Annotated in this window: 11 protein-coding genes; 5 read left to right on the forward strand and 6 right to left on the reverse strand. The window is 71.5% G+C overall.

Features of this window, described 5'->3' with window-relative positions; translation table 11 throughout:
- A partial coding sequence (locus G6023_RS15215; RefSeq protein ID WP_182636313.1) for an FGGY family carbohydrate kinase occupies positions 1–1,254 on the reverse strand: 1,254 nt, incomplete at its 3' end.
- 101 nt (positions 1,255–1,355) lie between these two features.
- Between G6023_RS15215 and G6023_RS15220 the strand changes: the two genes are divergently transcribed.
- On the forward strand, positions 1,356–3,131 hold the full coding sequence (locus tag G6023_RS15220; protein WP_182636315.1) for a glycerol-3-phosphate dehydrogenase/oxidase: 1,776 nt from the start codon (positions 1,356–1,358) through the stop codon (positions 3,129–3,131).
- Positions 3,132–3,398: 267 nt separating this feature from the next.
- Here G6023_RS15220 and G6023_RS15225 read toward each other — a convergent pair whose 3' ends face one another.
- The 5 genes from G6023_RS15225 to G6023_RS15245 all read right to left on the reverse strand — a co-directional run bounded on the left by G6023_RS15225 (position 3,399) and on the right by G6023_RS15245 (position 8,616).
- Positions 3,399–5,186, reverse strand: a complete 1,788-nt coding sequence (locus G6023_RS15225) for an acetyl/propionyl/methylcrotonyl-CoA carboxylase subunit alpha (RefSeq protein WP_119191961.1) — start codon at positions 5,184–5,186, stop codon at positions 3,399–3,401.
- Between the two features lie 208 nt (positions 5,187–5,394).
- Complete coding sequence (locus G6023_RS15230; protein WP_182636317.1) at positions 5,395–6,075, reverse strand: Maf family protein; 681 nt, start codon at positions 6,073–6,075, stop codon at positions 5,395–5,397.
- Positions 6,076–6,097: 22 nt separating this feature from the next.
- A complete protein-coding gene (locus G6023_RS15235) occupies positions 6,098–6,529 on the reverse strand; it encodes a cupin domain-containing protein (RefSeq protein ID WP_182636319.1) in 432 nt (143 codons plus the stop codon).
- 180 nt (positions 6,530–6,709) lie between these two features.
- The gene (locus G6023_RS15240) at positions 6,710–6,958 is read right to left on the reverse strand and encodes an acyl-CoA carboxylase subunit epsilon (protein WP_182636321.1); all 249 of its coding nucleotides are present in this window, start codon (positions 6,956–6,958) and stop codon (positions 6,710–6,712) included.
- Positions 6,955–8,616 carry an acyl-CoA carboxylase subunit beta gene (locus tag G6023_RS15245; protein ID WP_069389748.1) on the reverse strand — a complete coding sequence of 554 codons (1,662 nt, stop codon included), beginning with the start codon at positions 8,614–8,616 and terminating at the stop codon, positions 6,955–6,957. The genes G6023_RS15240 and G6023_RS15245 overlap by 4 nt, the downstream gene beginning before the upstream one ends.
- Positions 8,617–8,693: 77 nt before the next feature.
- Between G6023_RS15245 and G6023_RS15250 the strand changes: the two genes are divergently transcribed.
- From G6023_RS15250 to purE, 4 genes are read left to right on the forward strand one after another with little or no spacing between them, the layout of a single operon-like run.
- The gene (locus G6023_RS15250; protein WP_182636323.1) at positions 8,694–9,602 is read left to right on the forward strand and encodes a biotin--[acetyl-CoA-carboxylase] ligase; all 909 of its coding nucleotides are present in this window, start codon (positions 8,694–8,696) and stop codon (positions 9,600–9,602) included.
- 3 nt (positions 9,603–9,605) lie between these two features.
- Entirely contained in the window at positions 9,606–10,169 is a 564-nt protein-coding gene (locus G6023_RS15255) for a PH domain-containing protein (RefSeq protein WP_182636324.1), read from the forward strand.
- Between the two features lie 22 nt (positions 10,170–10,191).
- Positions 10,192–11,478, forward strand: coding sequence for a 5-(carboxyamino)imidazole ribonucleotide synthase (locus G6023_RS15260; RefSeq protein WP_182636326.1), 1,287 nt, complete (start codon positions 10,192–10,194; stop codon positions 11,476–11,478).
- Positions 11,479–11,526: 48 nt separating this feature from the next.
- On the forward strand, positions 11,527–12,039 hold the full coding sequence (gene purE / locus G6023_RS15265; protein WP_182636328.1) for a 5-(carboxyamino)imidazole ribonucleotide mutase: 513 nt from the start codon (positions 11,527–11,529) through the stop codon (positions 12,037–12,039).
- Positions 12,040–12,180 lie beyond the last annotated feature (141 nt).

Here is a 12,180-nt window from a genome sequence, read left to right on the forward strand (position 1 = left end):
CCCGGCGTCGGCGACCATCGCCGCGGCCATCTCGCGGCTCTGGAAGGCCGTGGCCTCGAGCGCGGCCCGCGCCAGGTGCGCCCGGGTGTGGAAGCGGGTCAGGCCCACCATCACGCCGCGGGCGTCCGGCCGCCAGCGCGGGGCGAGCAGCCCGGAGAACGCCGGCACCAGGTAGCAGTCGCCGTTGTCCTCTAATGATCTCGCGAGGTCCTCGGTCTCGTCGGCGGTGGAGATCACCCCGAGGTTGTCGCGCAGCCACTGCACCAGTGATCCCGCCACGGCCACGGACCCCTCGAGGGCGTACACGGGATCGGCGTCCCCCAGCTGGTAGCAGACGGTGGTGAGCAGACCGTTCTCGCTGAACTGCGGCGTCGTGCCCGTGTTGAGCAGCAGGAACGCGCCCGTGCCGTAGGTGTTCTTGGCCTCGCCCGGCTCGAAGCAGGTCTGCCCGAACATCGCGGCCTGCTGGTCGCCGAGGATCCCGGCGATGGGCGTACCGCCGAACATCCGCCGTGTCGTCACGTGGCCCAGCACGCCGGAGGAGGGGACGATCCGCGGCAGCATCGCCCGGGGGACGCCGACCTCACGGCACAGCTCGTCACCCCACTCCAGGGACCGCAGATCCATGAGCAGGGTCCGCGACGCGTTGGTGACATCCGTGACGTGGAGGGCCGCCTCGCCGTCGTCGCCACCCCGGCGCCCACCCGTGAGGTTCCACACCAACCACGAGTCGATGGTCCCCGCCAGCAGTTCCCCGGCCTCGGCCCGCTCGGTCCCGCGTTCGCCCCGCTCGTCCAGATACTCGAGGATCCACCGGATCTTGGGGCCGGCGAAGTATGTCGACAGGGGCAGGCCGGTGGCGGCGCGGAACCGGTCGTCGCCGTCCGGGTGGGCCTCGGACAGTCGTGCGCAGATGCCGGAGGTTCGGGTGTCCTGCCACACGATCGCGTTGTAGACCGGATCGCCGGTCTCCCGGTCCCACACCACCACCGTCTCGCGCTGGTTGGTGATGCCGATGGCGGTCACCGCCGCCGGTTCGAGGTCCACGCTGCTCGCGACCTGGGCCATGGCGGCGCGGACGTTCTGCCAGATCTCCAGCGGGTCGTGCTCGACCCAGCCCGCCCTCGGCAGGATCTGCCGGTGCTCGACCTGCGCCGTCGCCGCGGGCACCGGCATGCCCCGGTCGTCGAAGAGGATCGCCCGTGTCGAGGTGGTGCCCTGGTCGATCGCGAGGATGTAGGAGCTGCGAGTCACACGGCCAAGACTACGTCCGCGTTCGCGTGGACACGTCCGCCTCGCGCGTAGAGTCGTCGGCAACGGGCCGGAACCCGCGCACGGCCCCGGAGGGAGCGCCCATGCCCACGACCAGGTCCCGATCCGTCCTCGGCCCCGACCGCCGCGCCGAGGCCTGGCGCAGACTGTCGGAGGACACCTTCGACATCGTGATCGTGGGCGGCGGTGTGGTGGGCACCGGCAGCGCGCTCGACGCGGCCACCAGGGGGCTGAACGTGGCGCTCGTCGAGGCCCGCGACTTCGCCGCCGGCACGTCCTCCCGCAGTTCGAAGATGTTCCACGGCGGGTTGCGCTACCTCGAGCAGCTCGATTTCGGCCTGGTGGCCGAAGCCCTCCACGAGCGCGAACTCAGCATGACGCGCCTGGCCCCGCACCTGGTCACGCCGCTGAAGTTCCTCTTCCCGCTCACCCGTCGGTTCTGGGAACGCCCCTACATGGCCGCGGGATTCGTGCTCTACGACGTGATGGGCGGCTCCAAGAGCGTCCCGCCGCAGAAGCACTACAGCCGCGCGGGAGCGCGCCGGGTGGCCCCGGGACTGCGCGAGGACGCCGTCGTGGGCGGCATCCGGTACTGGGACACCCTCGTCGACGACGCCCGCCACACCCTCACCCTGGCGCGCACCGCCGCTCACCACGGGGCGGTCGTGGCCAACTCCACCCAGGTGATCGGCTACCTGCGGGACGGCGACCGGGTCACCGGTGTGCGGGTGCGTGACGCCGAGACCGGTCGCGAGACCGACGTCCGGGCCGGGGCCGTGCTCAACGCCGCCGGCGTGTGGACCGACCAGCTGCAGAAGATGCTCGGCGAGGAGGGCGGCTTCACCGTGCGGGCGTCCAAGGGCGTGCACATCGTGGTGGACCGCGACAAGGTGGACTCCGAGGCCGCGCTCATCCTGCGCACCGAGAAGTCCGTGCTGTTCGTCATCCCGTGGGGCGAGTACTGGATCATCGGCACCACCGACACCGACTGGCAGCTCGACCTGGCCCACCCGGCGGCCACCGGCGCGGACATCGACTACATCCTCGGCCACGTCAACTCGGTGCTCACCACCCCGATCCGGCGCGAGGACGTCCGCGGCGTGTACGCCGGCCTGCGCCCGCTGCTCTCCGGCGGCGCCGACTCCACCGCCAAGCTCTCCCGCGAACACGCCGTGATGACCGTGGCCCCCGGCGCGGTGGTCGTGGCGGGCGGCAAGTACACGACCTACCGCGTGATGGCCGCCGACGCGGTGGACGCCGCCGTGGCGGAACTGGGGGAGCGGGCCGCCGAGGTGCCGCCGTCGACGACCGACCGGATCCCGCTGCTGGGCGCCGACGGCTACCCCGGGATGGTCAACCGCGCCGACCGGATCGCCGACCAGTACGAGATCCGCGACGACCAGATGCAGCACCTGCTCGGGCGGTACGGGACGCTCGCCGAATACGTCCTCGAGCTCGCCGCCGACCGGCCCGACCTCCTCGATCCCGTCCGTGGAGCCGAGCGCTACCTGCGCGTGGAGATCGTGCACGCCGCCCTTGCGGAGGCCGCCCTGCACCTCGAGGACGTCCTCGTGCGCCGCACCCGGATCTCCATGGAGTACCAGCACGGTGGCGTCGACTGCGCCCGCGAGGTCGCCGAGTTGATGGCGGGCGTTCTCGGCTGGGACGACGACCGCATCGCCAGGGAGGTGGAGCTGTTCGAGCGGCGGGTCGCCGCCGAGGAGGCGAGCCAGGTGGCGGAGTCCGACGACGAGGCGGACGGATTCCTCCGGCGTGTGCCCGAGGTCCGGGAGTTCCTCGCGGACGCGACCTTCGATCCCGCCAGCGCCCAGCCCGTGGTCGACAGCTCGACCGGCTGACCCGGCACCGTACGGGCCAGCTGACCCGGCCGCGTCCGCGCAGGCCGGCCGGGTGGCCTGGCCGGGTGTCTCGGCCGCGTCCGCGCAGGCCGGTCGGGTGTCTCGGCCGCGTCCGGACTGCCTGACGACGAATCCGCCCCTCGGATCTCGACTCGCTCCCGGGGGCCGGGGCGGAGATCGAGATCCGAGGGGCGGATTCGAGTTCGACGCAGATGCGCCGGGAATTCGGCACGTGGTGGGCGCGAGAACGCCAACCACGTCACGAGGTCACTTGATCTCGCAGAGGACCGTTCCCTGGGTCACGGCGGCGCCGGCATCGACGGCGAGGTCGGTGATGACGCCGTCCTTGTGCGCGGTGACCGGGTTCTCCATCTTCATGGCCTCGAGCACGGCCACCAGGTCGCCGGCGGAGACCTCCTGGCCCTCCTCGACGGCGACCTTCACGACGGTGCCCTGCATCGGGGCCGACACGGCGTCCCCGGACGCAGCCGCACCGGCGGCGCCACCACGGGTGCGGGACTTGGCCTTGCGGCGGACCGTGCCGCCGGCATGGGAGCCGCCGAAGGCCAGGTCACCGGGCAGGGAGACCTCGACGCGACGTCCGTCCACCTCGACGACGACCTTCTTGCGCTCGACGGGCTCGTCGTCGTCGGCCGGCGCACCGGTGGGCGACCACGGCTCGATCGGGTTGTCCCACTCCTCCTCGATCCACTTGGTGTAGATGTCGAAGCTCTTGCCGTCGCCGACATACGCCGGGTTGGTGACGATGTGCTGGTGGAACGGCAGGACCGTGGCCATGCCCTCGACCTTGTACTCGGCCAGGGCGCGGGCCGAGCGGGCGAGCGCCTGGTCGCGGTCCTCGCCCCACACGATCAGCTTGGCGAGCATGGAGTCGAACTGGCCGCCGATGGTGTCACCCTGCTCGACGCCCGAGTCCATGCGCACTCCGGGGCCGGTGGGCTCGTGGTAACCGGTGATGGTGCCGGGGGCGGGCAGGAAGCCGCGACCCGCGTCCTCGCCGTTGATGCGGAACTCGAAGGCGTGGCCACGCGGGGCGGGGTCCTCGGTGAACTCGAGCACCTCGCCCTCGGCGATCTTGAACTGCTGCAGGACGAGGTCGATGCCCGCGGTCTCCTCGGTGACCGGGTGCTCCACCTGGAGGCGGGTGTTGACCTCGAGGAAGGAGATCGTGTCGCCCTGGACCATGTACTCGACGGTGCCGGCGCCGTAGTAGCCGGCCTCCTTGCAGATGGCCTTGGCGGAGTCGTGGATCCGCTTGCGCTGGTCATCGGTGAGGAACGGCGCGGGGGCCTCCTCGACGAGCTTCTGGAAGCGGCGCTGCAGGGTGCAGTCGCGGGTGCCGGCGACGATGACGTTGCCGTGCTGGTCGGCGAGGACCTGGGCCTCGACGTGGCGGGCCTTGTCGAGGTACTGCTCGACGAAGCACTCGCCGCGGCCGAACGCGGCGACGGCCTCACGGGTGGCCGACTCGAAGAGCTCGGCGACCTCCTCCATCCTGTGGGCGACCTTCATGCCGCGACCGCCACCACCGAAGGCGGCCTTGATCGCGATGGGCAGGCCGTACTGCTCGGCGAACTTCACGACCTCGTCGGCTCCCGCGACGGGGTCCTTGGTACCGGCGGCCATCGGGGCGTTGGCCCGCTCGGCGATGTGGCGGGCGGTGACCTTGTCGCCGAGGTCCCGGATGGCCTGCGGCGGGGGGCCGATCCAGATCAGGCCGGCGTCGATGACGGCCTGCGCGAAGTCGGCGTTCTCGGAGAGGAAGCCGTAGCCGGGGTGGATGGCGTCGGCGCCGGACTTGGCGGCGGCGTCGAGGATCTTGTCGAATACCAGGTACGACTCCGCGGAGGTGGTTCCTCCGAGAGCGAAGGCCTCGTCGGCCAGCTTGACGAACAGTGCGTCGGCGTCGGGCTCGGCGTATACGGCCACGCTGGCCAGGCCGGCGTCCTTCGCCGCACGGATCACACGGACGGCGATCTCGCCGCGGTTGGCGACGAGGACCTTGGTGATGTGAGAGCTGGCATGACTGGGCACTCAGGGCCTCCTGGAGGTAAACGTCTCTACTGTCGATCGGCCGTGGGGCCCACCGAGTTCTTCCGCAGTCTAATGAGAGGCCCCCCTCATGTGTGGTGTTGGGGGTCCAAGGGCTGGCCCGCGGGGGCGGGCCCGCGAGGCGTCGGGCGGCCTGACCTGCGAGGTTGTTGTGGCCGTCACGTCCCCGGGTGGGGAAACCCGGGTGGATTCACGTCCGGAGCTCGGGTCGCCAGACGCGGTGGGCGTTGATTCCGGCACCCTCGAGGAGTCGTCTCAGCAGAGGCAGGCTGAGCCCGATCACGCTCGACGGGTCGCCCTCGATCCGGTCGATGAACCAGCCGCCGAGTGACTCGATCGTGAACGCGCCCGCGCACTCGAGCGGCTCCCCCGTGCGCAGGTACACGTCGAGGTCGGCGTCGGAAGGTGCGCCGAAGTGCACGGTCGTGTCGGACGTGTCGGTCTCGGAGAAGGTGACGGCGAGGGGGTCGTCGCCGGTGAGATCGGCCACGATCAGCGCGTGGCCGGTGAGCAGGACCCCGTGACGCCCGCGCATCCTCCGCCAGCGCTCCATGGCGCGCTCGTAGGTGTGGGGTTTGCCCTCGAGGTGGCCGTCGACCAACAGCATCGAGTCGCACCCGACCACCACGAGTGTGTCGGCACCGGCCGACCTCGCCTCGGTCGCGAGAGACTCGCCCTCGCGCTGCAGGACGTCCTCCGCCTTGGCGCGGGCCAGTTCCTCCACGACCCGCACGTGCGGGGTCCCCGGCGGCAGGGCGGCCTGCAGGGCGTCCTCGTCGACCTGAGGGTGGCGGATGAGCGGGTCCACCCCCGCCTGCTCGAGGATCCGCAGTCGGGACGGGGAGGCGGAGGCGAGGACGAGCGCGATCATGGGCCTCAGCGTAGCCACCGGGTCAGGACCGCGGCAGCAGCATCGTGATGGTCAGCGTGGTGGGTTCGAGTGCCCGGACCCGGTGACGGAGCTTGGCGGTGAGGTGGAGGATCTCGCCGGTACGCAGTTCGAGTGTGCGGTCCGGCAGGCCGAACTCCACGCGTCCCCGCAGCAGCTGGATCAGGATGGGGTGGAACGCGGCGTGGTCGGGCATCTCCTGGCCCTCGTCGAACTCGAACGCGACGATCTTGGCGGTCTCGTCCCGGTGGACGACCGTGGCCCCGGGGCGGGTGGCGGACGGCGCCGCCCTCCCGATGACGTCGGTGTGGTGCGTGGCGGTGCCCTCGTCGGTGCCGGCGCGGCGGCCGTGATCGCGACCCTCGTCCTCGGGGTCGCGGGTGTAGCCGCCGGCCGCCCCGGCCTCCCGCCCGTCGGAGGTGGCTTCCTCGGACATCGACGATCCTCCTCGAGAACTGCCCGCCGACCGGTCCGGCGGCGGTCCCACCACCCTACTTGTCCGGCACAACGGCCCTGATCCGACGCAGCCGCCCCCGTGCCCGTACTCCGGAGTGTGCATCGGCACACGCGGGGGACGGGGACGGGGGCGGCTCGTGGTGTGGTCGGTCCTCTGCGCTCAGTACTGGCGGCGGTTGAGGAACGAGCTAGGGCTGTATCCGAACGGCGGACGCAGGCGGTCCTCGTAGGATCCCCAGTCGTCCCGGACGCCGGTGTCGTGGTCGCTCGCGTGCGCGGCGTTCCCCTGCGCGGTCGCGAAGACCGCGGACAGGATGCCCACCTCCGTGGGAGTGGGGTTGCCGCCCACGATCTCGAAGAACGGCTTCTCCGGCTGGCCGGCGGGGTCCTGCTGCTGCTCGCCGGTCACAGCGGGATGTTCCCGTGCTTCTTGGCCGGCACCTCGACGACCTTGCGGTCGAGCAGTCGCAGTGCCTGGGCGACCTGCAGACGGGTGTGCGAGGGCGGGATGACCGCGTCGACGTAGCCACGCTCGGCGGCGACGTACGGGTTGACGAGGGTGTCCTCGTACTCGGCCTGGAGCTTGAGCCGGAGGGCGTCGACGTCCTCGCCGTTGGCCGCGGCCTGCTTGAGCTGGTCGCGGTAGACGAAGCCGACGGCTCCCGAGGCGCCCATGACGGCGATCTCGGCGGTCGGCCACGCGAGGTTGATGTCGGCACCCATGTGCTTGGACCCCATGACGTCGTATGCGCCACCGTAGGCCTTGCGGGTGATGACGGTGACCTTGCCGACGGTGGCCTCGCCGTAGGCGTAGAGCAGCTTGGCGCCGCGGCGGATGATCCCGTCGAACTCCTGGCCGGTCCCGGGCAGGAAGCCCGGGACGTCGACCAGCGTGAGGATGGGGATGTTGAACGCGTCGCAGGTGCGGACGAAGCGTGCGGCCTTCTCGGAGGCCTTGATGTCCAGGCAGCCGGCGAACTGGGTGGGCTGGTTGGCCACCACGCCCACGCTGCGGCCCTCGATGCGGCCGTAGCCGACGATGACGTTCATCGCGTACTGGCCCTGGATCTCCAGGAACTCGCCGTCGTCGACGATGTGCGAGATGACCTCGTGCATGTCGTACGGGCTGTTGGAGGAGTCGGGGATGATCGTGTCGAGATCGTGGTCCTCGAGCGTGAGGTTGTCCTCGATCGCACCCTCGGCGATGGGGAACGGGAACCGCGGGGCCTCGGCACGGTTGTTGCTCGGGAGGTAGGAGAGCAGGTCCTTGACGAAGTCCAGGGCGTCCTGCTCGTCACTGGCGGTGTAGTGGGACACGCCCGACTTGGTCATGTGCGTGGTGGCGCCGCCGAGTTCCTCCTGCGAGACCTCCTCGCCGGTAACGGTCTTGATGACGTCGGGGCCCGTCACGAACATCTGCGACGTCTTGTCGACCATCACGGTGAAGTCGGTGAGGGCGGGGGAGTAGACGTGGCCGCCGGCCGACGGGCCCATGATCAGGGAGACCTGCGGGATGACACCCGAGGAGAGCACGTTGCGGTGGAAGATCTCGCCGTACAGGCCGAGCGAGACGACGCCCTCCTGGATCCGGGCGCCGGCGCCGTGGTTGATGCCGATCATCGGACGGCCGGTCTTGAGGGCCAGATCCATGACCTTGACGATCTTCTCGCCGTAGACCTCGCCCAGCGACCCGCCGAAGACGGTGGCGTCCTGCGAGAAGACGCAGACGCTCCGGCCGTCGATAGTGCCGTAGCCGGTGATGACACCGTCGCCCAGCGGCCGGCGCTCGGCGAGACCGAACGTCGTGGCCCGGTGGCGGGCCAGCGCGTCGATCTCGACGAACGAGCCCGGGTCGAGAAGGTTCTCGACGCGCTCGCGGGCCGTCATCAGGCCCTTGTCGTGGGTTTTGTCCACCGCAGCCTGCCCCATCGGGGCCCGGGCCTCGTCGAGGCGCCGACGCAGCTCGGACAGCTTCCCGGCGGTCGTGTGGATGTCGGGGGTCGCGGATGCCGTCGGTACGTCGTTAGACAGAGCCGAGTTCACGTCCGGTTCTGAGGCAGTCGTCATGTTGCAAGACTCTAACCAGTGACCCGCCTCCGTGGCGACGTGACCCGGCGTACATCCCCCGGCGGCGACCCCGACCGATGTCCGAGCGGCGACATACGCTGGGGGTCGTGCACGCAGATCCAGGTATCGAGACCCCGCCCAGGTTGGACGCCGACGCGCTCCGTCGCGCTCTGGTGGAGGGCCCGGACGCGCCGTACTCGTCTCTCGACGTCGTCGACGACATCGGTTCGACGAACGCCGAGTTGATCTCCCGCGCGGCCGGGGGTGCGCCGGACCGCAGCGTGTTGCTGGCCGAGCACCAGGCGTCCGGTCGCGGTCGCCTCGGTCGCGTGTGGACCGCCCCGCCGCGCACGCAGGTCGCCGTGAGCGTCCTGTTGCGCCCGGGGGCGATCTCGCCGACCCTCTTCGGGTGGTTGCCCCTCGTCACCGGCCTCGCGGTGAGGGACGGGCTGCGGGAGGCCGGTGGCGTCGACGCGACGCTCAAGTGGCCCAACGACGTCCTGGTGGACGGGCGCAAGATCGCCGGCATCCTCGCCGAGATGACGACCGTCCCGGGCGGCGGGGACTTCCCCGTCCGGCTGCCGGCCGTCGTGGTGGGGGTGGGCATCAACGTCTCACTCACCCGCGAGCAGCTGCCTGTATCCCACGCCACCTCGCTGGCGCTGGCCGGCGGGTCCGGTGACCGGGACAGTGTGGCCCGCGCCGTCCTCGAGGCGCTGGCCCACCGCCACCGCCAGTGGCGCGAGTGCGAGCGCGGGAGCGGATCGACCGTCTCCGACCAGCTCATGGCGACCTACACCGAGGCCTGCTCCACCGTCGGCACCGAGGTGAGGGTCGAACTGCCGGGGGGCGTCATCAGGACCGGGCGCGCGGACAGGGTCGACCGCGACGGCCGCCTCGTCGTCGTCGACCCCGACGGTGAGTTCGCCGTCGCCGCCGGCGACGTCACCCACGTCCGTGGCGCCGGCGGTCGGTGGGGCGGCTGAGCCGTGGGTTTCATCCGATCGGTCCTCGCGCCGGGGGAGACGCTCATCGTCCACACCCACCCACACTGGCTCGCCCTCGTCCGCCCGGCCCTGGTCACGGTGGTCGGGGCCGGTCTCGCGGGGATCGCCGGCGGCTTCATCGAGGTACAGGTGGTCCACGCCGGGGACCGTACGGCGACCTGGGCCATGGTCGCGGCGCTGTACGCCCTGGTCGTCCTCCGGTTCGGACTCTGGCCCCTGACCCGGTGGACGCGGACCGACCTCGTGGTCACCGACGAGAGGGTGCTCTACCGGCCGTCCGGGTCCTCGCGGCGGTGCGTGGACGTGCCGCTGCGCAGGATCAGCGCCGTCAGGTTCCGCCACACCCTCACCGACCGCGCCCTGGGCACGGGATGCCTGATCCTCGAGCTCGGTCACCTGCCGCCGGTGGAGATCGACCACGTCCCGGAGGTCGCCCGCGTCCACGCCGCCGTCTACGACGAGCTCATGCGACTGCCACCCCCGCCCCCGCCCGCTCCGGTCGCCGCGGCGCCACGGTTCCGCTGGGGGCTCCCGGGGCGGCGGTGACGACCTCGCCCCGCGTGAGACCATGGGCGACGTGAACGACGACTCGCGCATCCGCCGCAATCCCCTCGGCACGCCCGTCGTGGCGATGATCGGCGGGGGACAACTCGCCCGCATGACCCACCAGGCGGCCGTCGCCCTCGGCCAGACGCTCCGCGTGCTCGCCGCCGACCCCCAGGACCCGGCCGCCCAGGTCACGCCGGATGTGGTGATCGGCGCGCACGATGATCCCGACGCCGTCCGCGCCGCCGCGGAGGGCGCCGACGTGATGACCTTCGACCACGAACACGTGCCCCCGCAGATCCTGCTCGAGCTGGAATCCGCCGGGGTCGCCGTGCGTCCCCGTGCATCCGCGCTCATCCACGCCCAGGACAAGTTGGTCATGCGGCGCGCGCTCGCGGAGATCGGCGCCCCTGTCCCGCCGTTCACCGGCGTGGACTCGCTCGCCGACGTCCGACGTTTCCACGACGAACAGGACGGGAACATCGTCCTCAAGGCCGCGCGGGGCGGGTACGACGGTCGGGGCGTCTGGATGCCGGGCTCGCTGGAGGAAGCCGAGCGGATCGCCGACGAGCAGCTCGCCGCCGGGGTGCCGATGATGGCCGAGGCCCGCGTCCCGTGGACCCGGGAGCTGTCCGCGATGGTGGCCCGGTCCCCGTTCGGGCAGGGGGCGGTGTGGCCGGTCGTCGAGACCGTCCAGCGTGACGGGATCTGCTCGGTGGCGATCGCGCCCGCCCCCGGGCTGCCCGACGACCTGCGCTCGGCCGTGCAGGCCACCGCGTTGCGATTGGCCGAGCACCTCGACGTGACCGGCGTGATGGCCGTGGAGCTGTTCGAGGTGATCGGCTCGGACGGTCGCCCGGGAGTACTGGTCAACGAGCTCGCGATGCGACCCCACAACTCCGGCCACTGGACGATGGACGGGGCCACCACCAGCCAGTTCGAGCAGCACCTGCGGGCGGTACTCGACTACCCGCTCGGCTCCACCGTCCCGACCGCGCCCCTCACCGTGATGGCCAACGTCCTCGGCGCTCCCGAGACGCCGGAGATGAGCATGGACGAGCGCGTCCACCACCTCGCCGCGCGGTTCCCGCACGCGAAGGTGCACCTCTACGGCAAGTCGGAGCGGCGCGGCCGCAAGATCGGCCACGTCAACGTCCTGGCCGACCCGGGTGTCGACCCGGACGACGCGGAACAGGTGGCCTCCGTCCGCGCGGTCGCGGAACTCGCGGCCCACTGGCTCTCCCACGGGGAGTGGGCCGACGGCTGGGACCCCCACTCGGGGGCGCCGGCCGGGGACTTCGAACGCTGAGCGCACCACCGGAACGCTGAGCGCACCACACTGAGGAAAGGCGACGGGATGACCGAGCGACAGGACGGGCCGCAGGTCGGTCTGATCATGGGCAGCGACTCCGACTGGCCCACCATGGAGGCAGCGGCGGAGGCACTCGCCGAGTTCGGGATCACCTTCGAGGTCGGGGTGGTCTCGGCACACCGCACCCCGCAGAAGATGCTCGACTACGCCTACTCGGCGGCCGGCCGGGGCGTCCGCGTGGTGATCGCGGGTGCGGGCGGCGCCGCGCACCTCCCGGGGATGGTCGCCTCGGCCACGCCGCTGCCGGTCATCGGTGTCCCCGTGCCGCTCAAGCACCTGGACGGCATGGATTCCCTGCTGTCGATCGTGCAGATGCCCGCCGGTGTCCCGGTGGCCACCGTGTCGATCGGCGGGGCGCGGAACGCGGGTCTGCTCGCGGTGCGGATCCTCGCCGCCTCCGACCCCGCCCTGCGCGAGCGGATGGAGGCGTTCCAGGCCGAGCTGGAGGCGATGGTCGAGCGCAAGGACGAGGCCCTGCGCCGACAACTGCTCGGCTGATCGCCACCGCGGGGGCGGCGGGGCCGACGGCGCCGACGGGGGCCGACTTCCGGCTGGTAATTTGAAGGGCCGGACGCGGCCTCGCGTCTCCCGCGGCGATAGTGGCGGCCGACGAACGTCAGCGGCCCCTCCGCGAGAACC

Origin of the sequence: Dietzia sp. DQ11-71, from assembly GCF_014144995.1 — a bacterium.
Taxonomy (GTDB): domain Bacteria; phylum Actinomycetota; class Actinomycetes; order Mycobacteriales; family Mycobacteriaceae; genus Dietzia; species Dietzia kunjamensis.